The organism is Larkinella knui (assembly GCF_003858645.1).
Taxonomy (GTDB): domain Bacteria; phylum Bacteroidota; class Bacteroidia; order Cytophagales; family Spirosomataceae; genus Larkinella; species Larkinella knui.
Genome location: NZ_RQJP01000003.1, coordinates 55,137 through 76,114, shown reverse-complemented (window position 1 = coordinate 76,114; position 20,978 = coordinate 55,137). Strand labels below are relative to the sequence as shown.

The window sequence follows — 20,978 nt, the reverse complement described above, 5'->3', positions numbered from 1 at the left end:
CTATATCCACACCATGATTGCAACTACTGGCCAGGAGTATAACGGTACAGAAGCGATGAAGCAGATTCTTAAGCCAGCCATTGAATATGGCTTGCTTGAGGATTTTTTCTTCAGAGTTAAAACCGGGCTGAAGGTTAAGGAAAAAGTTTACTTCCTGACCCCAATTAACAAAATCACCGTTAAGAGCCAGGGTTGTGACCCGAGCTCAACGGCAAAATCTATTCCGCGTACCCAGAAGGTTTGGGACCCGCAGGATGTGGAAGGCCGTCTCGAATTTTGCTGGACGGAATTAAACGGTCAGCTGGAAGAATCCCAGTTGAAGGCCGGTTCAGACGTTGCCAACATTGAAGGCACGGTCGTCGAAGGTTACCTGCTGGATATTTTGGTGCCAGCCGCTTACCGGGATTTGATGCGGATGGCGTGGCTGTCCAAGAAAACGATTACCTCCGGTGAATTGACCGGTGGGGCTGGCGATGTGAAGAACTACGACCAGTTGGACGGTTTCATGAAGAAGATCGTCGACGGCGTTGGCGCTTCCCTGATCCCGTATGCCGCGATTGCCAAAAATGCCCAGACCACTGTATCGGCCCAGGCCCTGGCTGCCGGGGAATCCGTAACGTTGATGCGCACGGCGTTTGGAAAGCAAAAACCATTGCTCCGCTCGACCGATAAGCGTCAGAAAGTTTTCTACGTCACCCGTTCAATTTACTCGAATTACGAGGATTACCTGGAGGCTAACGACAAACTGGAATCGGCCCGCAAGCAATTGATCGATGGCGTTGAAACGCTGACGTACCGGGGCATTCCCTTGATTATCCTGGATGTCGTCGACGATTACGTTGAAACTGATTTCCTGATTTCCGGTGCACTGGATCGGCCAAACCGGCTCTTTCTGACGGTGAAGGAAAACCTTCAAATCGCGGTCGATACCGACACCTCAAACCCGGTGCAGATGCAGTACTGGTACGAGAAAAAAGACCGCAAATACTACTTCGAGTTCATGTACAAACTGGACGTGCAGATCGCCGTGGAGGAGTACATGGTAGCGATGTACTAAGGCATGACCCACAGATCGGGCCGGGAATGGTACCAACCTGAACCGGCCCTTACAAACTTCTATCCACACCTATTTTATGCTTTGTTTAACCAAGATTACCCGGAACGCCAAAACGAACTGTAACCGGAAACTGGCGCGGGGGTTGACGACGCGGGTTCAGGTGTTCATGTTGGATGACCAGCTGGACAACTTCACGTTCGATTCAACAGAAACGAATGTGGTCACGGCAATTAACCTGAAATCGGGCGAAAAAACCTTTGTGATCGAAGGAGCCGGTTTCTCTAACCAGGCCACCCTCAACGGTAGTTCCGGCGATTACGGTTTTTCAATTTCACACGGTTTCCGGCTGATCTTCTTCGATGACAGCCCGGCCATCAAGCGGCTGGTTGAAGCCATGTGCAGTCGGAACGACGTGGCCATCGCTGCCAAGAAAAAAGGGAAGGGGGCAAAATGGGAAGGCTACGGTTTTAATGGCGGATTCAAGGTCAATAACCTGTCTGGCGATACCAGCGACGAAGCGACGAAAGGAGCTATCGTGCTGGAATTGATCGCCAACGATGAAGATGCCCTTCCGTACACGATCATCCATAAAACGTCCTCTGTCGAAGATACAGACACCTACATGGCAACGATTGCCGCAGCTGACGCATAATGGAGTTAAGCGAATTGCAGGAGCTTGTCGGCCAGTGGTACGGTACTGGCCACATCTCCACCGAGAACCGGGAGCGGCTGAAGCAGGAATATTTCCGGATAACGGAAACGACCGACACCGGGCGCTGTACGCGTTGCGACTCCTTCTGGAGTGATGTTCAAATGATTCTTCGAATACATCTTAAACAAAATCAAATGCCCGTTATGGCTAAAGTTCGTAAGTACTTAATTGCAGACAATGACACGATCGTAATGCGTGGCACCAACATCCATTACATCAACGAAGGCGACGAGTCTGAATATGTGAAAGTTTTCACCGATGCGGTTGCTGAAAAAATTTTGAAGGATAATCCTTCGATGCTGGGCAAATCGATTATCGAAAACCCGGAATATGTAGGTCCGGCCAAACCTGCAACGGCCAAAGTTACACCTCCAGCCAAACCCGCAGCGGCCCCCAGAACGTCAGCGGCCCGGTCAACCAAACCGATCGTTCCACCCGCGGATTCTAAAACGGACGACGAAAACAAAGACACCACGGCAACTGAGTAAACATGAAGGTCGGCAGAGCGATTTTTAATAAACAAGTCCCCGTCACTAAAGCGAAAGTGGCGGGGTTTCTTTCATTTGGGGACGCCAATCTGTTCCCCCAGAAGTTGCTGGAAATTGCTGACGAATCAGTTACCGCCGGTGCCTGCCTCGACGTGATCGCGGAGTTTATCGAAGGCAACGGCTTCATGGATGAGAACCTGGCAAACTTCGTCGTCAATCGGCAAGGCCAGACACTCGATGATGTCTTGTCCGAAGTAGCCTTCGATTGTGGTGCTTTGAAAGTACTGGCGATGCACGTTGGCTACAATGGTCTGGGGAAGATTGCCAGCATCAAACCCATACCCGCCGAAATGGTGCGTCTGGGGGTGCCGGACGACCTCAATAACATCACCTTTGGCGGGATCTTCCCGTACCTCGACTCAACGCTCCACAAGAACAAAAAAGACAAGTTTACCAAACTCAACTTGTTTGACCCACGACCCGAAGTAGTGCTCGATCAAATGGCGGTCGCCGGTGGCATCGATAAGTATTTCGGACAATTGATCTACCTGCCGATCGGCCGTCGCCGGGGTACCTATTACATTATCCCGGATTGGTACCGGTGCGTCCTGGACATGCAGACGGAGCGGAAATTATCAGTTCACGATTACAAAAATGCTACCTCTGGGTTCGATGTTTCCGGGATCTTCTTTGCCCTTGAGAGTGAAGAAGCAGGCGATGACGACGATGAAGATGGCGACGGCGAAACCGACGGCGACCTGGTCAGTCAAATCGAGAAGCATCAGGGTGCGGACAATGCGGCCTCGGTCATGGTCTACACCTCGAAAAATAAGGAAGAACTCGAAGCGGCCAAATTTGTGCCGACAACCGGCGCGGATCTGGCGAACCGGTATAATTCGACCAATGACCGGGTACCAACCAAAATTGCAAGGGCCTTCTTCGTGGCCAATGAGCTCGTAAACATCCGGCGTCAGGGCGGTCTCATGTTTTCTGCTGAGGAATACCGGTTTGCGGCCCAGCTGATGCAGGGCAAGTCGAATCGCGCTCAGCGCAAGATTTCAAACCTAATTCGGAAGATCTTCGAGCACTGGCACGAACCGGTACCTTTTCAGGATTTCTCAATCGAAAACCTAAACTACTTTCAGGATGGCACCGTGGTTAACGCAGGCTGATTTTAGCAACCGATTGCCGGGCGGTTTACCCGCCAGTTTTGACGCAACTGAAAAGCTGGGCCCCATCGTTTTGGACATCGTCGACGACTGGTTGACGGATCTGCTCGGGGAGACAAAAGTAGGGGAGTTGAGAACCTACCTGCAGGCCAGTGGTACCGGCAACGCCGGGCTGGAAGACTTGAAAAAGGTCGTGATTCCATTTCTGGTATTTGCCGCGTGGTCGAGTTTCGTGGTCGATGGCAATGTCACGGTGACCCAGACCGGACTGGTCAGCAAAAACAACGATTACAGCACGCAGATCGAAAGTCGGCAACTAACCCAGATCAGTATCAAGTACCGCGGCAAGGCCGAACGCTATGCCCGGAAGGTTGCAAAGTTAAAGGCACCGGAAACGTGCGTGCCGGCACGGTCGGCAGTCAGGCCACGGCTCCGGAAAGCGCAGCGAACCGATAACTCGTATTTCCGCCCATGAGACGCATTGACTATATAGTTGTTCATTGTACCGCCACACAGCCGAACGCGTCTCCTGAGGCAATTCTGCGCTATTGGCGGCAAGTTCTCGGCTGGAAATCGCCTGGCTATCATTACCTGATTAAAAAGGGTGGTGAGATTGTCCCTTTGTTGCCCGAATCAGAGGTTTCAAACGGCGTAAAGGGCTATAACAGCCACTCGGTTCACCTGTCGTATATCGGCGGCATTGACGGCAAAGGGTTTCCGAAAGACACCCGGACGGCCGGACAGAAAGAGTCGATACTTTGCCTGCTGCACAGCCTCAAAACGCGGTATAAAAATGCCAAAATTCAGGGCCACCGTGATTTTCCCGGCGTTACCAAGGCCTGTCCGTCGTTCGACGTGCGTGCCTGGCTCAAAGAAGTTGCACCCGATTTATTGTAAAACCATGAAAGCACTTTTTAACCGCATCAAATTATTTTTAACGGTGGTCACGATCCGGCTCCGGGCCGAGTCACCGCGTTTTTTCCGAAAACTTTTCCGGTTTTTCCTTACGCTGGGCGTTATGGCGTCACTGGCTTACCCGGCTTTCGTCGAGTTCGTCAATGAGCTGACCATTTATCAGGTGGTGGTTCCAGCCTGGCTTAATTCCCTCATCAAGTTTATTGGGGCGATGTCAGCGGGAGCGGCTTTGGTTTCAAAGCTGGCCGTTAACTGGGACTCGTTACCGGAACGGGAACAAAAGATTCTGGACAAAAAGCCCCAAGTTTAAAAATTACATTCCGCGATCGGCGCGATATCAAAGCAGCTACTCGAAATAATATTCTGATTTAGGGAAATGGGAATTGACAAGGCGTTATTGAGCCTGCTCTGGGCGGGAATAGTAGGATTCATTGGGTTTGTGTTCAAAGTGGCGTATGATCGCACGTTCGGCAAGGATTTCAAAGATGCTGATGACATCGAGGCCGCTTTACGGAAGGATGTAGCCGACAACAAAATGAGACTGGATAAGTTATCTATTGAAATGGATCAGGTTAAATCGACTCAAGCCATGAATGAGAAACTTTTCAATTTGCAGCTTCAGCAGATTACGCAACAATTTGCGGATATGAAGAAAGATATGCATCAGGGTTTTGCTGAAATTAAACAGATGATAAAAGACCAGGCCCGGAAGTAATCCCGAGCCGATCCGCTATATTTGCCCAGCGACGCCTTCAAAGCGTCAATTATGTTTGTTTGTAAAAGACCCGGCTGGTTATACTGGCCGGGTCTTTCTGTTAGGTTTCATTAATGTTAATTCCCATCTCCTGAATATCCATCCGCAAGCACAGCGGTTGAACCGCTCCCATGTACGTGACGGCGATCCGGCCATCGAGCAGGAACTTCATCCGATGGTGAAAACTGTTGGTGACCCAGACCGAGGTAGGAAAACCATGTACCATGACAAAGTCTATTTTTTTGTGCAGGGTATTGCCATGCTGATCCGTCCGGACAATTCCCCGATCGGCACCGATCGGCTTCAGCAGCGGGTCGGCTTCAAGCGGCTGTACGTCCGGATCGCCCTGCCTCATCATTCCGTCGATAAAAATCTGAAGCAGGCCAATGGCGCCAGAGTCGTCGGTTTTGGTTTTCAACCGTTCGAGCTCCTGTATCGTGTTGGCGTAACCTGGATGAAGTCGGCCCAGGTCAATAAGGTGATCGATGTTCATGGGTAGTTTAGTTATCGTTCCCTAATTTGTATTTCCAAACGGCATTAGCCCAAAAATCAAGGGTTTGTTGGAACAGGTCTTCCATAACGGCGACGGCCTGGTCATCCGGAAGGGCAGGAATGTCATCCCGGAACAAAAGCAGAATCTGACCTATTGCACCCATAAAAGCGCGCTTCGTTTCGATCCGCTGGACCGGTGACATTTGTTCCTCCTTCAGCGCGATCCGTTCCAGGTAGAGGCTATACTGATAATCGAGGTTGAATATTTTATCCATTTTGGAGGGGTCTAAAAGTAGTAGATGATAATGGCGATGATAACAAAATGGACCAGCCAGAAAACAGCCATTTTCGTCGACAGCATTTGGTCATTGGTTGAGTTCATAAAGTGGACGATTTATTTACGGTCTATCTTGTCTGATTTTGACAGAATATCAATTCCCATTACGACGGTATTTTCTGGTATACCCCATTCACCTGCACCATAGATACAGGTGACTTTCGCCTGGATCATTCTGCCGGTCGTTTGCTCCCATTGACGGTCATATTCAACCAGCGTCAGGTAATCATCAGTTTTAAAATCCCGGTCGTTAACGCGGATTTCAAACCGTTTTCTATCATTCCATACTTCGGAAAAAGGAACGATCCATGTTTTTAGAATGTGAGTTGTTCTCATTCGGAAACTTGTAATTTTGCATTAACAAATCATTTTTATTAAACATGGCCATTGTCACAGAAGCAACTCTCACTTGTCCCGAATGTGATTTCCAGAAGATCGAAACTATGCCAGAAGATGCTTGTATGTATTTTTATCAGTGCACCAATTGTCAAGTGGTTCTGAAACCGAAACAGGGTGATTGCTGTGTATTTTGCTCCTATAGCCCGGTTAAGTGTCCACCATTGCAATTGTCCAAAAGCTGCTGTTCATAAAACGTGGATTAAAAAGATTGTGACTTTTTGCAACTTCCTGATTCTCACTTGAGGAAAACAACCCGGTCAATTATTCAAGGTGCGGGAAATGGTAGTTGATTGACCGGGATTGTTTTACTATTTTTTCGGGTTCCGCTGGGCGTACCTGGCACCAGCCACAAACATTGCCAGCGACATCCCTGAGATGATCAGCAGGCCACCCAGCACCAGAGCCGCCACACGCCACCATGCATTGACTCCGATCTGAAGCTCGGGAGGACAGGGCACCGTTACCCTGACCTCCCGGATGATTGTATCACAAACCGCCTTCGCCGAGGTTTCGGTTGGCGTCCTGATCAGCGTCACCGTTGCCCGGCCCTGACGCTCCGTCAGGAAGATCCGCGTCGTGTCCGTCACCGTCCGGACGATCGCTGAATCTTTCGGAATCGTTACCGTTACCGTCTTCGTCACGTAGGTCGTGTCCGTCAACTGGTGGGCATTCCGGCGTATTCTCTTTTCCGTCAGGCAACCCGACAGAATCAGTAGGAGAAGCGGGATCAGCAGAAGATTCCTCATTGATTGGTTCGGTTTTGGCTACAGCGTAAAATTCATAACGGCCTTTCAAGGTATGCTCGCCCATCCGTTTGGCCAGCTCCGGAGTAGGCTCGGTTTCCTTCCCGACGAGTGTCTGACGCATGGCTTCGCGCAACACATCGAGCGCGGTCAGGATCTGCATCGTAGTTAAAGTAGTATTCTCGAAAAACACTCGACCAGTATCGTAGATGTCGATTTTTGCTTTGGTCTTTGAAATTTTAGTCATTGGCTTTTGTTAATAAGGCATAGATAATATTTCCCTCATTTTCGGTCTGATGGGGGCTAACTGGCACGCGAATTGGAGGGGGGATTTTGGGAAATTGACCGCGGAGCAACTCCGCAAATTCCTTACAACTGAACCCTAATGCATCGCCGGTTGTCTTCTTCAGTTTAAAACCAACCTCTGACTTGCCGATAAACCAGTCTTTCTGCAATTTCTCGTCCTGGCCGAGGATGACCGTGTCGCCCTCGACTACTTTCAATTGGGCGACCAGTTCTTTATTCAGTACCAGCAAGGCGTTTTTAGTAATTGTGAACGTCGGCCGACGAACCGAGCTTTTGGTTTTCTTAAAGTCTTCCGGAGTGAAATATTTTAGCTTCATAAAAAGGGTGCCCACCTTTGACCCGGTGGGTGGGGTTGATGGGTTAAGCGTAGGTTGCGAGCATGGTTGGCATTTGAAGAAAGAAGTGATCCCGATCCTCATCGTAGCCGAGCATGGCCCGGTTAGGTGCCGACAGTTCCAGGCTGATTGTGTCACTGGTGGCATGATCCAGACATTCTACCAGCATCTTAGCATTGAACCCGATACTAATTGCCTCGCCCTCATACTCCTCTACTTTTATCTCCTCGCTGCCTTCGTTGCTATAGTCCAGATCCTGCGCTGAAACCGTCAGATTCGAGAGCGATCCAAAATCAAGCCGCACCTGGTGAGTCGCCTGGTTGGCCATCAAAAGAATCCGGCGCAGGGTACCCATCAGCCGTTTACGGTCTAACTTAACTACGATCGGGTTATTCTTTGGAATCGCATTTTCAAAGTCCGGGAACCGTTCGTCTACGACTTTTGCCGATGCCGTCCTGTTCCCAATCCGGGCTTCGATCCGGTTCTGGTTGAAGGAGAAGTGCAGAGGTTCGTTTTCCTCGGCTTCCTTGTGAAGTTTAACCAGGATATTAGCAAACTGACGATGCAGCAGTACGTCGGTCTGTTTATCGACCGAGAGGGCATCCAGCGCCCAAAGCGACGTGTGGCTCAACTGGTGGCCGTTGGTGGAACAAATTACAATACCATCGTGCCGAAGTCGCAGGCAAACCGTACACATAGCTGGTCGTAAATCATCCGTATTAACCGCATAAAGCGAATTTTCGATCGAGTTGACCAACACCTCCCGATCCGTAGAATCCAGCACCCGGCAATCCATCGCTGCGATCGGTGGCGTTTTCGGGAAGTCAATCGGGTTCTCACCGGAGAGCTTGTACTTGCCACTTTCGGCAGAAATGTTGATGCCGAAAAACTCATTCGTCGAAATGGTCAGCGGTTGCTCCGGGAGCAACGCCAGCAGATCATTCATTTTCTTCAACGGCATTAAAAAAATAAATTCACCGGAGGCCTCGACTTCGATCGTGGTCGATAAAATCATAAACAGGTTCGAGCCGGTCAGCTTCATATTGCGTCCGTCCACCTCAACTTTGGCATTTTCGAGAACGGGGACGATTGGGTTTTTGGCAACTACTCCGCCGATGTACTGGAGGGCTTTCCGGAGCAGGCCGGATGGTACGATCAATGAATGCGTCATGGAATTAAAGGTTATTGATTAAGTCTGTGAGTTTGTAACTGTGTTTGCGGAAGGCCTCTAATATGGCCTCTTCGAGGTAATCATCGGCTAGCGATCGGATGCCGGTCAGGTTGCAATAGACCTTCGTTTCAATGGGATCCTCGGGTTCCCCATTTTCAAAGACTAACATTACCTTGCCTGGCCCAAGTGGTGATCCGTTTCCAAATTCTTCTGGCATGTTTGTTTGTAGTTAAGCGTGAATTAATTATCGAATAATGTCGGTTCCTTCACCTTCTTTTTGGCGGGGGCGGTGGTCTTACCGGCATCCTTCAGGGCTTCCATCCGGTTCCTGAAATCACCTACCCAGATCTCATTTTTAGGGTCGTAAATCCCTTTTAGTTTGGTCCGGGTCGCTTCAACAGGCGTGTAATCGGTCAAGGCCGTCCGGTAGTAGTAGCGTACCTGGGCTTCGGCGTCAGCGATACTTTCGGCAGGCACGAACAGGACGACCGATTGCTTTTTATCATCACCGGAATCATACTCAGCCTTGACTTTATAGATCGGGTTCTGGCTGCTGTTGAAGATCACCTCGGGCCGTTTCTTGAACCGGGTGATGGCTGGAGTTTCCCAGGTTCCTACCCGGCCTCTGAGCATGTCGACGAGCTGCGCTTCAACATCGCCGTAAGTGACGCCATACTGGAGGAACTTCTCACTGACGGCCTTGTAATTACCCTTCTCGTCGGTAATGCCGTATTCGATGGTGCTAATGTGCCACATGGGATCAGGGGATTAAATACTCGTTGATGGTTAGGATAAACTCGGTCAGGTCGTAGCAGGTGGCCACCTGGTACCCTTGCTTGTGAAGGCCAGCCATTACTTCTTTTTGTTCGGGGCTGGCGTAGTTCTTTGATCCATCCTGATAGCGGACCTTCATCTCGATGAACAGGCCACAGAAGCGTCCAGACGGCACCGCTAACAGTAGATCAGGCACACCCGCCAGAACACCTTCAGCTTTGAGTTTAGTGGCTACAGCCTTGTTTCTGTGACCTCCGTTGGGGATGGCAAACAGGAGCTTTGAATAGTCCCGGTATTGCATTCGAAACCATCGCACGCAGGCGATCTGAAGGCCGGATTCCTGAGATACCGGTTTACGTTTTACCGGGCGTTTGTTGAGAATTTTATCCGCTGCGGCACGGGTTAAAAATGGGGGATCAATCATTGGGCAGGTTGGTTAAGCGTCCAGCAGTACTCCGGATGCCGGGCACCGAACGAGCCTGCTTTTTTGCGCGGGGTCTTGATCAGGTCACCACGGCGGGTCAGATACGTCAGTGCCCGGCGAATCGACTGGATCGGCGTCCGCCAGTTGATCAGCTTCAGGTTGACCATTTTTTGATGCACCTCGCTGGGCATGAACAACATGCCAGGGTACTTTTTGAAAAAGTTTAAAACCGCCTGCGTTTGGCTCTGGGCCTGTGCGGTTACTTCCTTCAGGTCCTGACCGGTCAGGTCGGACGTGTTGTGAAACAGGTTTGGTTGTTGCATGATTACAGCGTTTTGAGATAATCGTTAAGTGCCAGGTATTTGGCGTAGGAGCGGACCCGGCTGGCCAGGTCGGTATTATTCTGAATGCTGGCGTTAAGCAGCGCCTTCAGATTGCGCTGGCTCCACTGATCCGGAGCGGTGGCGACTTCGGCAGCAATCTTCGCCCGGACGAGCGGTTCAGCCTGTTCGACGTAGGCCCATTTCTGGGCCGGGGTGAAAGGAATCCGTCCTTTTTTGTCCAGCCAGTCATAAAGGCCGTTTCCCAGATCCGGATATTCCTCACCCGCCCAAACCTGATTGATGGCATTTTGAAGTTCCGACTCCATGAATGCGTTGATCTGTTCCGGGGTTGGTTCGGGCCGATCGGAAATCAGTAACTGATTCCGGTATACGCGCTGGAGTGCATCGTCGTTGGCCCGAAACCGACCAAATGCCGCCATCACATCACTGAAATAATTCGGATCTATGGCCCTGAACGGTTCGACGTCGAGCTTCCGGTCAACCGCCAGTTCGTAGGCCAGTCGGATTTCATCGAGTGTCCAGGTGGCGTAACGACGTTTGATCCAGCCGATCACGGTGATCACTGTATCTTCGTGCGCAGCCACGTCCTCATCGGTGATCTTAATACCGAGCAGGGCGACAATGCCACCGATTAGTTTATTAAGCTCGCTAACGGTCGCTTCAGCCACCTTTTTCCCGTTCCTGCATTCGAGCAAGGAGTTGCTCGTCGGTGACAATTGCAAGCCGTTTGGCAGGGCGGGGGTTTGCTTTGCCGGAAGGCTCGAACCGGCTTTGATTAGATCGTTCATTGGGACTAGGTTGTTTTTCGATTTGAATCCTGATCCAGGAGTAGCAGTGCCGTTTAGCTTCGCTCCAGACACGTGCCCGTTGGTTTTCGGCAACGATTTGCTCGGCGAAGAATCGACCGATAAGCGTCCTGATTCTTTCGATATCGTACTGGCCATCGGCAGTTTTTACGCCAAGTGCTCTGGCGGTGCCGCGAACGAACTCTGAATTGTTTTTCAGATTTTGTTCGTGCTGGGTCAGTACTTCGATCAGATCGTCTGGGGGGGTGGCCGCAACGGGGGGGATTGCTGTCGTTTTTGTTTCGAGCGGTTCAATTTTCACTTCGCCCGTTTCAACTACTACGTCTACTACTTCTTCTTTTTGTATATCTATATATATATCTGTGTCAAGTTTCTTTACACCTTCCTGTAAACTTTTTTGACAGGGTGTAAACTTTCTTGACAGGGTAGGGGTGTCAACTTTCTTTACACCCTGTAAACTTTCTTTACACCCTGTTACAGCCTTATACCAGATCTTAGAAGTACGTTTCAAATCCCCGTTTTTTTCGATCAGCCCCAGCGATTCCAACTTCTGCGTAATCGTAATTATCGACTGCCTGGTGAGTACCATGTGCTCGGCCAGGTAGCCATTCGAAGCATTGCACCACCCCGGTACGGGAGCCTCCGGATTACTGGAGAGCCAGAAGATCATATCGGCAACACAGTACTCGTTACAGCTTAATCCGAACTGCTTCCGGACCGGGTGGTAAATCGTTGTGAAATCCATTTAGTCACGTTTGAAATGTGGCCACACGATAAGCGCACCGACTGCCAGAAACAGCAGCACAGTCCACATCGGCAGATCCTGGGTTCGGTGGGTACGGTAAGCCTCCAGGTGGAGGGTAAGGCAGATCAGGACAATGAAGATTGTTAGACCCACCAGGGCGACGAGCAGGGCTTTGTATACAGCTTCTTTCATGGCAGTTTGGCTTCTTTGAGTTCTTTGATCGACATTTCAATCTCAAGCCCGACGAGCGTCCGGCCACCGTTATACAATCCGATTTTTCGCTGAGCGAGGATTTGAATAGCCCGGTCGATCCCGGCGTTGAAACCCGCACGGCGGGTCTGGTCTGGTCTTACTTCCGCATGCATAGCAGGAAAATAAATAGGGTGACGAAATAGAAAATGAGGACTTTGGAATCGTGCCGATCCACCCACTGGGAGAATCGGCACACGAGCCGGGCGTACTTCATGCGGCTAAGGCGTCAAGGGCGGGAAGTGGTTGACTCATTTTAAACAGCTTCGGGGTAAGCCGCAAAAATTCAAAGCCTTCACTGGCACCGGTGATGAATCCATAATCTTCTTCCAGTTCCTGCAACGTGTAGAGAATCGTAGAAATGTAGAGACCGGATAGAAGGGCGTAAACCTGATCGATGCTGAACTTGATCCGGCGATCGGTAACGCTTTCGATCTTCGCCATACCCTGCCAGATCGTCAGTTCAGCAGAAGCCGCAGCGACGCAGGCGTTGAGAACGCGCAGTTGGGTAATCCCGTCTGCATTGTCGGGAAATAACGTTTTGAAAGACATGAGTGAAAGGAGTTAGGCCCGCGCTGGCGGGAAGTGAGAAAGGAAAAATTCTAGTTCATCGGGGAAAATGCGGTGCCCTCGATCGGCGATCCCTTGGGCAGGTTTCAGGTAAACCGTCTTTTTGCCCACCGCCCGACCGGTGCGAATCCAGCGGTAAACGGTTTCTTCAGAGAAGCCAGTTAAAAAGGCTACGTCCTCGACATCAAAAAGTAGTTTTTGCCGTACAGCCGAGAGCTTGGTTAGTTTCTTGATCTCGGCCAGTTCCTGTTCAATCGTAGGCATAATGAGTAAAAGAAAGGCCGGGCTCCCGGCCCGGTGATTAATACTCGAGGGGTTCAGCGACTCCCTCCGTGATGGCGTCTACTTCGGCCTGAACGGCTTGAGCGACCTGATCAACGGTCCAATCGAGTTTACTTTCGATTGTCACCAGTTCAGTTTCACTCGTCAGGTACCGGCCTTCGTAAGAGATGTTGACCCGTACCGTACCATCCGGCAGAATGTCGTGTACTTCGCAATTCGCTCCGTATACCGTAGCTTGCAGGTAGTTATCCAATTCGGTAACTTGTTCGGCTGCGAGCATTTGGTAAATCGTTAAGGTTTTCATAGTGTCAAAATGTTTGTTTGTTGTTTCAAAGTTAATACTTTATAAACAACTTACAAGCAACATTATAAAAAAATATCAAACAAATTCCTTACTCCTGCGAACTGAGTTCTTGAACTTTTACCGTTGGCAGCTCATTGGTTTGTAATTCTTTTAAAAAATCTTCTCCTAATTCTTCCCGGATTGCATCGACTAAGGACTGCAACGTTTCAACGCCTTCCAGTAGCTCTCCTTTTTTCTTCAGCAGGTCGGCTTTGGCGGCTGCAAACAATCCCTTTGCAATATCCGAACGCGTTGTTAATGAGGTAGGTTGGCTCCAGATGTAATTACAAACGGTCTGGTACGATAGCCCGGCATGTGCCGCTACATTCCGGCGTCCATACCGGTCAATTTCCGCGATCATGCGTTGAAAACCGGGACCGGAAACCGGCACCGGCTGTATTGTTTTTTCTTCAGTGACCATTTTTTTTAAACAGATTTATAAACCGTTTATTAAATTATTGAACCGTTCAGCATCGGTTTCGTAAAAGTATAAGATATTTTTATAAACTTCGTGCTACACGGCGTAAAAAGTTTAAAAATTATAAACGATTGACAAAGCCGTGAATATTGGACAAAAAATCTCTGAACTTAGACAACGCGGACCCGTCACGTCAATGAATCAATTAGCTACTCTGTTAGGCACTACGCCACCTACCTTGAAACGAATCGAATCAGGCCAAGCAACCCCCAAAGCGGACGTATTGACAAACCTATTTACGTTAACCGGATGGCCACCGGAGAAATGGCTGGACAACTCTATAGACCTTCCTGAGTCCGTTACGATCGCTGCATCGTCGATCGTTCGTAATGTACCCAACCCCCACGATTATCAGCGTGAGCAGGCTGCCTGGCGCGACTTCATCAATAAATTGATTGTTACCCTGGCCGACGGAAATCAACAGACCTTTGCCGCGATGGTCGGGCTCGATAACCCTTTTCTGAATAAAATGCTGAATGGCCGTCAGACGATCACCAAGGCAACCATGTACCGGATCGGCAAGTATACGGGCCGATACGACTGGCTCCCGGCAGGTGAGCGCCCAGGTGCTGCCACCGCAACCAACACCGGCCCGGTGCACGAAGGGCAGGCTTTGAAGAAATATTTGGATGAGCGAAATATAAAGCAGACTGAACTAGCGAGAATGATTAATAAAAACAAAGCCACAGTGACCATGTACATCCAAAACGAGAAGCTACAAGACCGAACCTGGAATAGCATTACTGATGCATTAGGAGTTTCTTACGAACAAATTGTTGGAGCACCATCGACCGATAACCCAGATTCAAGCCGCTTCGTTGGGCCATCCATGAAGCCGTATTATTCACCCCAGGAGTCGCCAGATGATTACATTTCGTTGATGTTACTCCCGGTAAAATTTAGAGCAGGGTTTAACTTTACCAGTTACCATGAAGGGCAGGGGCAGGAGGAGCGCGTCGACGTTCCGAAAGAATATCTGGAGCGATTGGCCCGGATTGTTGATGTAAAGAGACGTGCTGAGGAGACCAGTAAATATATGGTTGTCGTCGTCGACGGGGATAGCATGGAGCCACGTCTGGAGGCCGGGTACAAAGTATTGGCTTACCGGCTTGATCCCTCTACCTGGGACTATCAGAGCAGCGGCATTTTCGGGGTTGAGTTTGGCGACCAGTTCGTTATTAAGCGCATCAAGGACAATACGCTAATGGATAACGAATTACTCGTTTTACACAGCGATAACCCGGATGGTGGCAAACTATCCGTGCCCCGATCGGAGATTCGTAATATCTGGAAAATAGAACGCATTATCGACGGCCGATTATAAAACTATGAATTATGGAAATTACCCGCTACATCCGGCGTGACCGGATGGATCAGGAGGGCTTTTGCCAGATTCATTTCCGTGTCTGCTGGAATCAACGTAAAATACGTTTTTCATCGGGTCAGGTTGTGAAGCCTGACGATACCATCGAACTGACGGAATCGATTAAAGATCCGACGACCGGCAAGAAAAAGGACCGCAAAAAGCTCCAGACAAAAAACCGGAAGGTAAACCGGATACTCGATACGTACTCCGATTGCCTGCACGATTTTTTCGATGCGTTCGTCGGCATCCCCACTGAGGCCCAGGTGCAGGCTGAAATTGAGAGAATCCGTATCGATGAGTTGAACCTGGCTCCGAAGCCGGCACCTGTGGAGGAGCCTGATCCGGAACCCGAACCGGTAAGGACAACTACATTGTACGAGTTCTGGCCACGCTTTGCGATCGATCACAAGGGTTTGAAATCAGATGGCTACCTGCGGGCATTCAAACCGGTTTTGGACCATTTAATGAAGTTTGCCCCCGATGCTGATTTTAAGGACATCACGCTGCCCTTTGCGCTTAAATTCGTTCAGTACATGCAGGCGACTGGTGTGACGGACGAAAGTGCCTTCAACCCGTTGAAGAAAATCAGATGCGTAATGAAGTACGCCAGAAAGTGCGGGATTCAGGTTCCGAATGATTTTGAAGATTTCCCATCTTACCGGCCACTGAACCAGCGGGAGGCTTTGAAATGGACCGAAATTGTCCAGTTGCAAAATGTCCAGTTACCGCCAGGGCTCGAACGGCAGCGCGACGTCTTTCTCTTTCAATGCTACTGCGGCCTTCGCTGGGGAGATCTGGAGCATGTCCGACCTAGTAATCTAAAAGAGCTGATGAACGACGATGAGGAAATTACGCAGGTACTTCGCATCGTTCAGGAGAAGGGCCGAAAATCCAATTTATTGCCGATGTCAGAGCGCGCGCTGGCGATCCTCAACAAATATGATGGCCACTTGCCATTGATAGCCCAGCAGAATTATAATGAAGCTATTAAAGACTTTTCCCGCCGGGCCGGTTTAAATCGGAAGTTCGTTAAAGTCGTCTACCGATCGGGCCAGCGATTCGACGAGGAATACGAGCTTTGGGAAAAACTTTCGTCACACTCTGGCCGCCACACGTTCGCCATGCTCATGCTCGAACTAAAAGTAGATATTACCGACGTGGCTGACTTAATGGGGCACGGATCGATCTCGACCACCATGATTTACCGCACGATTCGGGGTGAAGATAAAGTGCGGGTTGTAAAGAATGCCTGGGACAAATTGCCCAAGGTTGACCCCAAACTTGACCCCGATAAATGAAAATGCCCTCTACATTGCTGTAGAAGGCATTTCGTGAACCCGAAGGGATTCGAACCCCTATCTTCGGTACCGGAAACCGAAATTCTATCCATTGAACTACGGGTCCATTCGCGGGCGTGTTGCCCGTTTCGGGTTGCAAATATAGTGATTGTTACCCCTTTTTCACAAGCCCGGCTTTTTCTTTTTTCTTGATCAGGTTTCCGATACCGCACTTTTTATATTTATTTTTCGGCTTTCTCCCTCACTTACAGCAACTTCATGGTTTCATAATCACCCACCGCCTGCAGATAAAGAAAGTGAATTAACAGCCCGTTGACGTTCGTAATCAGTTTATGCGCTTCCGGAAGGGTAGTAACAGCAGTCGTGATGCGCTCAAATTCGGAGGCAACGCCCCTGTCTTTGTGGTGAAAATCCATGATCTGGGCGCGCGGCAGTTCGCGTTCGACAAAAAAATAATGCATGGCTTCGTCGCTGGTGCCGGTGCTGGGAAACCAAAGCCGGTTGTTGAGCTTGGTCAATTCGGCCGGTTTCACGGTCAGCCCGATTTCTTCGCCCACTTCCCGGGCGGCCACTTCCACCGGATCATCATCCGCATCGACCATGCCCGCCGGATGCTCGTAGGTGTGGGAGCCGTCGCAAATCCGCCGTTGCCGCACCAGAACCACGTATTTTTCTTTCGTTTCCTGATCGATCAGGCAAACCAGCACCGAAGCCGCGTGGCCCTTCAGAAACAGCGCGGGCGGTATTTTGTCGCCCTCCGGCGTGTTGGCGTCCACTTCCAGCATCGCAAAAAGCACCTCGCCATTGTGGCGTCTGCGGACGTAGAACTCTTCAATGTTGTTGATTTCCAGACCGTTGGTTTCGGCTTGCTGCTTCCAGAACCGATACTTGGGCGCGTCGGTGAGCGATTCTTTTTTCATACTTCAACTCGTTTTAAGGGGAATGTTTCGGTACCTGCCGGTTGGTAAATAACCCGGTATTCAATCGACTCTGCAAGTAACAAACCCTTTTTTATAGTGTACTAATTTTAAGTAGAGTGTCAATTTTTTCTTCGATTCATGACACCGTCGAAACAAAAATGAGTTGTTTTTGCAAAAACCGGTATAAATCGGGGGGCAAATTTCGGAAACGTGTATATTTGCCATTCGCCATAGCTTGTAGTTTACTGATTCAATGACGTATTGTTTAGGTATCAAAGTTGCCTCCGGCTTAGTCGCCATTGCCGACACCCGGCTTACTTCCGGCTCCGAAGTTTCGAGTAATCGTAAGATTTCGGTTCACGAACTGGAAAATCATTCCCTGTTCATCATGACCTCCGGTTTACGCTCCGTTCGCGACAAAGCCATTACCTATTTCAGGGAAGTGATTGGCGAGAAGGACCGTTCGTTCAACAAGTTGTACAAAGCCGTTAACGCATTTGGCGAGCAGGTCAGGCGGGTGGCCATTGAGGATAAAGCCGCCCTGGAAGCCGCAGGCATGCACTTTAACCTCAACGCCATTGTGGGCGGCCAACTGGAAGAAGATGAGGAACACAAACTCTTTCTGCTCTATCCGGAGGGAAACTGGGTGGAGGTCGACCAGGGTTCGCCGTTTAAAATCATTGGCAATTCGGGCTATGGAAAACCGCTGTTGTATCGGAATCTGACGTACGAATCCTCCTTGCAGGACGCCCTGAAAATGGGTTTTCTGGCTTTCGACGCCACCCGGGTCAGCGCCAACGACGTTGATTATCCACTCGATGTGGTGGTCTATTCAAAAGATAGCTTTCACCTGATCGAGCACCGACTTGAAAAGGATGACATGGAGGGCGTGTCCAACCAGTGGAGCGCTTTACTGAACAATTCCGTCCGCAAACTGCCCACGGCCTGGATGAATCCCATATTTAACAAAATACTTTAAATTCGAAAAGTCACTTGAGTTAAACTTCTCCACGCATCAATGAAACTTCGGGTCAAGCATGAACTCCGGTATGACTATTCAGCAGCGGTATCTCTGGACCCGCACACGCTGTATTTATACCCCAAAATTTATCCGCACCAACGATTGAACGACTATGTGCTGCAAATTGACCCACAGCCCAGTAAGCTGGTCAGCAATGTCGACATCGAAGGCAACACGCAGCAGGTTATCTATTTTACCAGCCAAACCGAGTCGCTGGTGGTTCGGGCCGAAATGGAAATTGAGTCGGCCCTCTACAATGCTTACGATTTTTTTCTGTTCCCCTTTGAAACCCAGCGAATACCGTTCAATTATTCCGACGCCGACCGCAAACTGCTGGAACCGTATCTGGAACGCACCGCGGTAACGACGCTCGTCGAGCAATATGCCCGTCAGATTGCGTCGGAAGCCAAATGGCAAACCGTCCCTTTTCTGTCGCATCTCTGTACGACGATTTGCAACAATTACGTGTACGAAACGCGGGATGTTGGTCCGGCAACCTCGGCCGAACTGACCCTGATTTCACGCAAAGGATCGTGCCGCGATTATGCGGTTTTGTACATTGCGGCATGCCGGAGCCTTGGCCTGGCCGCCCGGTTTGTGAGTGGTTATCTCTACGGTGATCCGCAGCAGGAACACGAACTCCATGCCTGGGCGGAGGTTTACCTGCCCGGTGCGGGCTGGCGCGGTTTCGACCCCACGGAAGGCACCGTTGTGGTCAACAATCACATTTTTCTGGGTGCTTCTTTTTTTCATGATCGGCTGGCACCCCTGGCCGGAACATTTCGGGGGCAAGCCCGTTCGGCGATGACTGTAACGCTTTCGATAACCGGAAGCGAATAGGGAGCGGATAGAAAAAAGGAACTATATTTGTTTCAATGGCTTCAAATGGGTGAACCGGTTTTTACCAGTTGAACGGGGTAACCAGGTGGTCAGCACGATCAGCGGTCTACTCATCTTCACCGGTTAATAACCAGAACGGCCTGACAGTCAAGCCATCCCGTATTTTAATTTTTTCAACGTGGCATTAATTAAGTCGATTTCCGGTATTCGCGGAACAATTGGTGGGCGTAGTGGCGATGGCCTTACACCCTTGGATGTAGTGAAGTTTGCGGCCGCCTATGGACAATGGATTCGGCAACGGCATCCCGATAATCGCACGATCGTGATCGGACGGGACGGCCGGTTGTCGGGCGAAATGGTTTCAAAATTAGTGGCCGCCACGTTGCAGGGCGTGGGGCTGAGCGTGATTGATCTGGGTTTATCGACTACGCCGACGGTTGAACTGGCCGTCGTGGGCGAGAAAGCAGCTGGTGGTATTATCCTGACGGCCAGTCACAACCCGATCCAGTGGAATGCGCTCAAGTTACTGAACGAAAAAGGTGAATTTATTTCCGAAGAAAACGGCGCCGACGTGCTGGCTCTGGCCGAGTCGGAATCGTTTGATTTTGTTGAGGTGAAGAAGCTGGGAAGTTATCGAACGGACGATTCCTGGCTGCAAAAACACATTGACGCCATTCTGGCTCTGCCGCTGGTCGATAAAGAAGCCATTGCCGCCCGGAAATTTAAACTGATCGTCGATGCCGTGAACTCAACCGGCGGGATTGTTGTGCCGATGCTGCTGGAAGCCCTGGGCGTAGAATCGATTCATCGGTTGCATTGCGAACCGACGGGCCAGTTTGCGCACAACCCGGAACCGCTACCCGAAAATCTGCGTGATATCATTGTCGAAATCGAGAAAAATGAATACGACCTGGGCATCGTGGTTGATCCGGATGTCGACCGACTGGCGCTGATCTGTGAAGACGGCTCGCCCTTTGGTGAAGAATATACGCTGGTGGCCGTTGCCGATTACGTTCTGAAAAACCGGGCTGCCGACGAAAAACCGGGCAATACGGTTTCGAATCTGTCGTCGACGGTGGCCCTGCGCGATGTCACCCAGAAATACGGTGGTAAACATTCGGCTTCCGCCGTGGGTGAAGTCAATGTCGTAGAAATGATGAAGAAAGTCGATGCGGTGATCGGTGGCGAAGGCAACGGCGGTATTATTTATCCGGATTTGCACCTGGGCCGCGATGCGCTGGTTGGCATTGCTCTGTTCCTGACGCACCTGGCCAAATTTGGCAAATCCGTATCCATGTTGCGCCGGACCTACCCCAACTATTACATCTCCAAAAATAAAATTGAACTAACCCCCGACATCGACGTCGACGCGGTTCTGGATCGGATCAAGACCAAATACGCCAGAAATCCGATCAATACCATCGACGGTGTGAAGATCGAATTCGATAAAGAATGGGTTCATCTGCGGAAGTCCAATACCGAACCCATCATCCGGATTTACTCCGAGTCGGACACGCTTTCGACGGCGGATTATTTAGCCAATAAAATCATTTCGGACATTAAAGAGGTGATTGCGGCCAAGTTATAATCAGCACGAAGGGAACAAACCGGGCGTGTCGATTGATAATTTAGTACCTTTG

At 50.1% G+C, this 20,978-nt stretch carries 32 protein-coding genes and 1 tRNA gene; 14 read left to right on the top strand and 19 right to left on the bottom strand.

Going from position 1 to position 20,978, the window contains the following annotated elements:
* Positions 1-13 precede the first annotated feature (13 nt).
* The 8 genes from EHT87_RS14270 to EHT87_RS14235 all read left to right on the top strand — a co-directional run bounded on the left by EHT87_RS14270 (position 14) and on the right by EHT87_RS14235 (position 5,056).
* A complete protein-coding gene (locus tag EHT87_RS14270) occupies positions 14-1,057 on the top strand; it encodes a hypothetical protein (RefSeq protein ID WP_124907336.1) in 1,044 nt (347 codons plus the stop codon).
* Between the two features lie 76 nt (positions 1,058-1,133).
* Entirely contained in the window at positions 1,134-1,709 is a 576-nt protein-coding gene (locus EHT87_RS14265; RefSeq protein ID WP_124907335.1) for a hypothetical protein, read from the top strand.
* Entirely contained in the window at positions 1,709-2,257 is a 549-nt protein-coding gene (locus EHT87_RS14260; RefSeq protein WP_124907334.1) for a hypothetical protein, read from the top strand. Before EHT87_RS14265 ends, EHT87_RS14260 begins: the two co-directional genes overlap by 1 nt.
* Positions 2,258-2,259: 2 nt before the next feature.
* Positions 2,260-3,429 carry a hypothetical protein gene (locus EHT87_RS14255; RefSeq protein ID WP_124907333.1) on the top strand — a complete coding sequence of 390 codons (1,170 nt, stop codon included), beginning with the start codon at positions 2,260-2,262 and terminating at the stop codon, positions 3,427-3,429.
* On the top strand, positions 3,404-3,901 hold the full coding sequence (locus tag EHT87_RS14250; RefSeq protein WP_124907332.1) for a DUF6712 family protein: 498 nt from the start codon (positions 3,404-3,406) through the stop codon (positions 3,899-3,901). Before EHT87_RS14255 ends, EHT87_RS14250 begins: the two co-directional genes overlap by 26 nt.
* On the top strand, positions 3,898-4,323 hold the full coding sequence (locus EHT87_RS14245; protein ID WP_124907331.1) for an N-acetylmuramoyl-L-alanine amidase: 426 nt from the start codon (positions 3,898-3,900) through the stop codon (positions 4,321-4,323). Before EHT87_RS14250 ends, EHT87_RS14245 begins: the two co-directional genes overlap by 4 nt.
* Positions 4,324-4,327: 4 nt before the next feature.
* Positions 4,328-4,651: a hypothetical protein gene (locus EHT87_RS14240; RefSeq protein WP_124907330.1), complete on the top strand. Its 324-nt coding sequence runs from the start codon at positions 4,328-4,330 to the stop codon at positions 4,649-4,651.
* Between the two features lie 66 nt (positions 4,652-4,717).
* Positions 4,718-5,056, top strand: a complete 339-nt coding sequence (locus EHT87_RS14235; protein WP_124907329.1) for a hypothetical protein — start codon at positions 4,718-4,720, stop codon at positions 5,054-5,056.
* A gap of 100 nt (positions 5,057-5,156) precedes the next feature.
* Here EHT87_RS14235 and EHT87_RS14230 read toward each other — a convergent pair whose 3' ends face one another.
* The 3 genes from EHT87_RS14230 to EHT87_RS14220 all read right to left on the bottom strand — a co-directional run bounded on the left by EHT87_RS14230 (position 5,157) and on the right by EHT87_RS14220 (position 6,260).
* Positions 5,157-5,588, bottom strand: a complete 432-nt coding sequence (locus EHT87_RS14230; RefSeq protein ID WP_124907328.1) for a hypothetical protein — start codon at positions 5,586-5,588, stop codon at positions 5,157-5,159.
* Between the two features lie 7 nt (positions 5,589-5,595).
* The gene (locus EHT87_RS14225) at positions 5,596-5,862 is read right to left on the bottom strand and encodes a hypothetical protein (protein ID WP_124907327.1); all 267 of its coding nucleotides are present in this window, start codon (positions 5,860-5,862) and stop codon (positions 5,596-5,598) included.
* 119 nt (positions 5,863-5,981) lie between these two features.
* Positions 5,982-6,260 carry a DUF3850 domain-containing protein gene (locus tag EHT87_RS14220; RefSeq protein WP_124907326.1) on the bottom strand — a complete coding sequence of 93 codons (279 nt, stop codon included), beginning with the start codon at positions 6,258-6,260 and terminating at the stop codon, positions 5,982-5,984.
* Between the two features lie 44 nt (positions 6,261-6,304).
* Between EHT87_RS14220 and EHT87_RS31595 the strand changes: the two genes are divergently transcribed.
* Positions 6,305-6,514: a GDCCVxC domain-containing (seleno)protein gene (locus EHT87_RS31595; RefSeq protein ID WP_124907325.1), complete on the top strand. Its 210-nt coding sequence runs from the start codon at positions 6,305-6,307 to the stop codon at positions 6,512-6,514.
* Between the two features lie 117 nt (positions 6,515-6,631).
* Here the strand turns inward: EHT87_RS31595 and EHT87_RS14210 are convergent, their stop codons facing one another.
* The 14 genes from EHT87_RS14210 to EHT87_RS14145 form a co-directional block, all read right to left on the bottom strand.
* The gene (locus tag EHT87_RS14210) at positions 6,632-7,069 is read right to left on the bottom strand and encodes a hypothetical protein (RefSeq protein WP_124907324.1); all 438 of its coding nucleotides are present in this window, start codon (positions 7,067-7,069) and stop codon (positions 6,632-6,634) included.
* A 236-nt stretch (positions 7,070-7,305) separates the two neighbouring features.
* Entirely contained in the window at positions 7,306-7,689 is a 384-nt protein-coding gene (locus tag EHT87_RS14205; protein ID WP_148096031.1) for a hypothetical protein, read from the bottom strand.
* Positions 7,690-7,732: 43 nt separating this feature from the next.
* Complete coding sequence (gene dnaN, locus EHT87_RS14200) at positions 7,733-8,878, bottom strand: DNA polymerase III subunit beta (protein WP_124907322.1); 1,146 nt, start codon at positions 8,876-8,878, stop codon at positions 7,733-7,735.
* A 240-nt stretch (positions 8,879-9,118) separates the two neighbouring features.
* Entirely contained in the window at positions 9,119-9,634 is a 516-nt protein-coding gene (locus EHT87_RS14190) for a DUF4494 family protein (RefSeq protein WP_124907320.1), read from the bottom strand.
* A 4-nt stretch (positions 9,635-9,638) separates the two neighbouring features.
* Positions 9,639-10,076 carry a VRR-NUC domain-containing protein gene (locus tag EHT87_RS14185; RefSeq protein WP_124907319.1) on the bottom strand — a complete coding sequence of 146 codons (438 nt, stop codon included), beginning with the start codon at positions 10,074-10,076 and terminating at the stop codon, positions 9,639-9,641.
* Positions 10,073-10,399, bottom strand: a complete 327-nt coding sequence (locus EHT87_RS14180) for a hypothetical protein (RefSeq protein ID WP_124907318.1) — start codon at positions 10,397-10,399, stop codon at positions 10,073-10,075. The genes EHT87_RS14185 and EHT87_RS14180 overlap by 4 nt, the downstream gene beginning before the upstream one ends.
* Before the next feature lie 2 nt (positions 10,400-10,401).
* Positions 10,402-11,088 (bottom strand): hypothetical protein, encoded by a 687-nt coding sequence (locus tag EHT87_RS14175; protein ID WP_124907317.1) that lies wholly within the window; start codon positions 11,086-11,088, stop codon positions 10,402-10,404.
* Positions 11,081-11,971, bottom strand: a complete 891-nt coding sequence (locus EHT87_RS14170) for a helix-turn-helix domain-containing protein (RefSeq protein ID WP_124907316.1) — start codon at positions 11,969-11,971, stop codon at positions 11,081-11,083. The genes EHT87_RS14175 and EHT87_RS14170 overlap by 8 nt, the downstream gene beginning before the upstream one ends.
* Positions 11,972-12,163, bottom strand: coding sequence for a hypothetical protein (locus EHT87_RS14165; protein ID WP_124907315.1), 192 nt, complete (start codon positions 12,161-12,163; stop codon positions 11,972-11,974). It lies immediately after the preceding gene.
* Positions 12,160-12,336 carry a hypothetical protein gene (locus tag EHT87_RS31275; protein ID WP_185716223.1) on the bottom strand — a complete coding sequence of 59 codons (177 nt, stop codon included), beginning with the start codon at positions 12,334-12,336 and terminating at the stop codon, positions 12,160-12,162. Before EHT87_RS31275 ends, EHT87_RS14165 begins: the two co-directional genes overlap by 4 nt.
* 97 nt (positions 12,337-12,433) lie before the next feature.
* Entirely contained in the window at positions 12,434-12,772 is a 339-nt protein-coding gene (locus EHT87_RS14160; RefSeq protein ID WP_124907314.1) for a hypothetical protein, read from the bottom strand.
* A gap of 12 nt (positions 12,773-12,784) precedes the next feature.
* Positions 12,785-13,054 (bottom strand): MerR family transcriptional regulator, encoded by a 270-nt coding sequence (locus EHT87_RS14155; protein ID WP_124907313.1) that lies wholly within the window; start codon positions 13,052-13,054, stop codon positions 12,785-12,787.
* A gap of 37 nt (positions 13,055-13,091) precedes the next feature.
* A complete protein-coding gene (locus EHT87_RS14150) occupies positions 13,092-13,376 on the bottom strand; it encodes a hypothetical protein (RefSeq protein ID WP_124907312.1) in 285 nt (94 codons plus the stop codon).
* Between the two features lie 88 nt (positions 13,377-13,464).
* Positions 13,465-13,836 carry a hypothetical protein gene (locus EHT87_RS14145; RefSeq protein WP_124907311.1) on the bottom strand — a complete coding sequence of 124 codons (372 nt, stop codon included), beginning with the start codon at positions 13,834-13,836 and terminating at the stop codon, positions 13,465-13,467.
* A gap of 193 nt (positions 13,837-14,029) precedes the next feature.
* Between EHT87_RS14145 and EHT87_RS14140 the strand changes: the two genes are divergently transcribed.
* Entirely contained in the window at positions 14,030-15,217 is a 1,188-nt protein-coding gene (locus EHT87_RS14140; protein WP_124907310.1) for a helix-turn-helix domain-containing protein, read from the top strand.
* Positions 15,218-15,228: 11 nt separating this feature from the next.
* On the top strand, positions 15,229-16,557 hold the full coding sequence (locus EHT87_RS14135; RefSeq protein WP_124907309.1) for a site-specific integrase: 1,329 nt from the start codon (positions 15,229-15,231) through the stop codon (positions 16,555-16,557).
* Between the two features lie 34 nt (positions 16,558-16,591).
* Here the strand turns inward: EHT87_RS14135 and EHT87_RS14130 are convergent.
* Both EHT87_RS14130 and EHT87_RS14125 read right to left on the bottom strand, forming a co-directional pair.
* Positions 16,592-16,663 (bottom strand) — tRNA-Arg (locus EHT87_RS14130).
* A 139-nt stretch (positions 16,664-16,802) separates the two neighbouring features.
* Positions 16,803-17,477: an NUDIX hydrolase gene (locus EHT87_RS14125; RefSeq protein WP_124907308.1), complete on the bottom strand. Its 675-nt coding sequence runs from the start codon at positions 17,475-17,477 to the stop codon at positions 16,803-16,805.
* Positions 17,478-17,730: 253 nt separating this feature from the next.
* Here EHT87_RS14125 and EHT87_RS14120 point away from each other — a divergent pair, with 253 nt between their 5' ends.
* The 3 genes from EHT87_RS14120 to glmM all read left to right on the top strand — a co-directional run bounded on the left by EHT87_RS14120 (position 17,731) and on the right by glmM (position 20,926).
* Positions 17,731-18,456 carry a proteasome-type protease gene (locus EHT87_RS14120; RefSeq protein ID WP_124907307.1) on the top strand — a complete coding sequence of 242 codons (726 nt, stop codon included), beginning with the start codon at positions 17,731-17,733 and terminating at the stop codon, positions 18,454-18,456.
* Positions 18,457-18,495: 39 nt separating this feature from the next.
* The gene (locus EHT87_RS14115; RefSeq protein ID WP_124907306.1) at positions 18,496-19,338 is read left to right on the top strand and encodes a transglutaminase family protein; all 843 of its coding nucleotides are present in this window, start codon (positions 18,496-18,498) and stop codon (positions 19,336-19,338) included.
* 178 nt (positions 19,339-19,516) lie between these two features.
* Positions 19,517-20,926 carry a phosphoglucosamine mutase gene (gene glmM / locus EHT87_RS14110; protein WP_124907305.1) on the top strand — a complete coding sequence of 470 codons (1,410 nt, stop codon included), beginning with the start codon at positions 19,517-19,519 and terminating at the stop codon, positions 20,924-20,926.
* Positions 20,927-20,978 lie beyond the last annotated feature (52 nt).

Bases quoted from the DNA above. Each gene is read 5' to 3' on its own strand.
- EHT87_RS14270 (WP_124907336.1), top strand. From the start codon at position 14: ATGATTGCAACTACTGGCCAGGAGTATAACGGTACAGAAGCGATGAAG.
- EHT87_RS14265 (WP_124907335.1), top strand. From the start codon at position 1,134: ATGCTTTGTTTAACCAAGATTACCCGGAACGCCAAAACGAACTGTAAC.
- EHT87_RS14260 (WP_124907334.1), top strand. From the start codon at position 1,709: ATGGAGTTAAGCGAATTGCAGGAGCTTGTCGGCCAGTGGTACGGTACT.
- EHT87_RS14255 (WP_124907333.1), top strand. From the start codon at position 2,260: ATGAAGGTCGGCAGAGCGATTTTTAATAAACAAGTCCCCGTCACTAAA.
- EHT87_RS14250 (WP_124907332.1), top strand. From the start codon at position 3,404: ATGGCACCGTGGTTAACGCAGGCTGATTTTAGCAACCGATTGCCGGGC.
- EHT87_RS14245 (WP_124907331.1), top strand. From the start codon at position 3,898: ATGAGACGCATTGACTATATAGTTGTTCATTGTACCGCCACACAGCCG.
- EHT87_RS14240 (WP_124907330.1), top strand. From the start codon at position 4,328: ATGAAAGCACTTTTTAACCGCATCAAATTATTTTTAACGGTGGTCACG.
- EHT87_RS14235 (WP_124907329.1), top strand. From the start codon at position 4,718: ATGGGAATTGACAAGGCGTTATTGAGCCTGCTCTGGGCGGGAATAGTA.
- EHT87_RS14230 (WP_124907328.1), bottom strand. From the start codon at position 5,588: ATGAACATCGATCACCTTATTGACCTGGGCCGACTTCATCCAGGTTAC.
- EHT87_RS14225 (WP_124907327.1), bottom strand. From the start codon at position 5,862: ATGGATAAAATATTCAACCTCGATTATCAGTATAGCCTCTACCTGGAA.
- EHT87_RS14220 (WP_124907326.1), bottom strand. From the start codon at position 6,260: ATGAGAACAACTCACATTCTAAAAACATGGATCGTTCCTTTTTCCGAA.
- EHT87_RS31595 (WP_124907325.1), top strand. From the start codon at position 6,305: ATGGCCATTGTCACAGAAGCAACTCTCACTTGTCCCGAATGTGATTTC.
- EHT87_RS14210 (WP_124907324.1), bottom strand. From the start codon at position 7,069: ATGAGGAATCTTCTGCTGATCCCGCTTCTCCTACTGATTCTGTCGGGT.
- EHT87_RS14205 (WP_148096031.1), bottom strand. From the start codon at position 7,689: ATGAAGCTAAAATATTTCACTCCGGAAGACTTTAAGAAAACCAAAAGC.
- dnaN (WP_124907322.1), bottom strand. From the start codon at position 8,878: ATGACGCATTCATTGATCGTACCATCCGGCCTGCTCCGGAAAGCCCTC.
- EHT87_RS14190 (WP_124907320.1), bottom strand. From the start codon at position 9,634: ATGTGGCACATTAGCACCATCGAATACGGCATTACCGACGAGAAGGGT.
- EHT87_RS14185 (WP_124907319.1), bottom strand. From the start codon at position 10,076: ATGATTGATCCCCCATTTTTAACCCGTGCCGCAGCGGATAAAATTCTC.
- EHT87_RS14180 (WP_124907318.1), bottom strand. From the start codon at position 10,399: ATGCAACAACCAAACCTGTTTCACAACACGTCCGACCTGACCGGTCAG.
- EHT87_RS14170 (WP_124907316.1), bottom strand. From the start codon at position 11,971: ATGGATTTCACAACGATTTACCACCCGGTCCGGAAGCAGTTCGGATTA.
- EHT87_RS14165 (WP_124907315.1), bottom strand. From the start codon at position 12,163: ATGAAAGAAGCTGTATACAAAGCCCTGCTCGTCGCCCTGGTGGGTCTA.
- EHT87_RS31275 (WP_185716223.1), bottom strand. From the start codon at position 12,336: ATGCATGCGGAAGTAAGACCAGACCAGACCCGCCGTGCGGGTTTCAAC.
- EHT87_RS14160 (WP_124907314.1), bottom strand. From the start codon at position 12,772: ATGTCTTTCAAAACGTTATTTCCCGACAATGCAGACGGGATTACCCAA.
- EHT87_RS14155 (WP_124907313.1), bottom strand. From the start codon at position 13,054: ATGCCTACGATTGAACAGGAACTGGCCGAGATCAAGAAACTAACCAAG.
- EHT87_RS14150 (WP_124907312.1), bottom strand. From the start codon at position 13,376: ATGAAAACCTTAACGATTTACCAAATGCTCGCAGCCGAACAAGTTACC.
- EHT87_RS14145 (WP_124907311.1), bottom strand. From the start codon at position 13,836: ATGGTCACTGAAGAAAAAACAATACAGCCGGTGCCGGTTTCCGGTCCC.
- EHT87_RS14140 (WP_124907310.1), top strand. From the start codon at position 14,030: ATGAATCAATTAGCTACTCTGTTAGGCACTACGCCACCTACCTTGAAA.
- EHT87_RS14135 (WP_124907309.1), top strand. From the start codon at position 15,229: ATGGAAATTACCCGCTACATCCGGCGTGACCGGATGGATCAGGAGGGC.
- EHT87_RS14125 (WP_124907308.1), bottom strand. From the start codon at position 17,477: ATGAAAAAAGAATCGCTCACCGACGCGCCCAAGTATCGGTTCTGGAAG.
- EHT87_RS14120 (WP_124907307.1), top strand. From the start codon at position 17,731: ATGACGTATTGTTTAGGTATCAAAGTTGCCTCCGGCTTAGTCGCCATT.
- EHT87_RS14115 (WP_124907306.1), top strand. From the start codon at position 18,496: ATGAAACTTCGGGTCAAGCATGAACTCCGGTATGACTATTCAGCAGCG.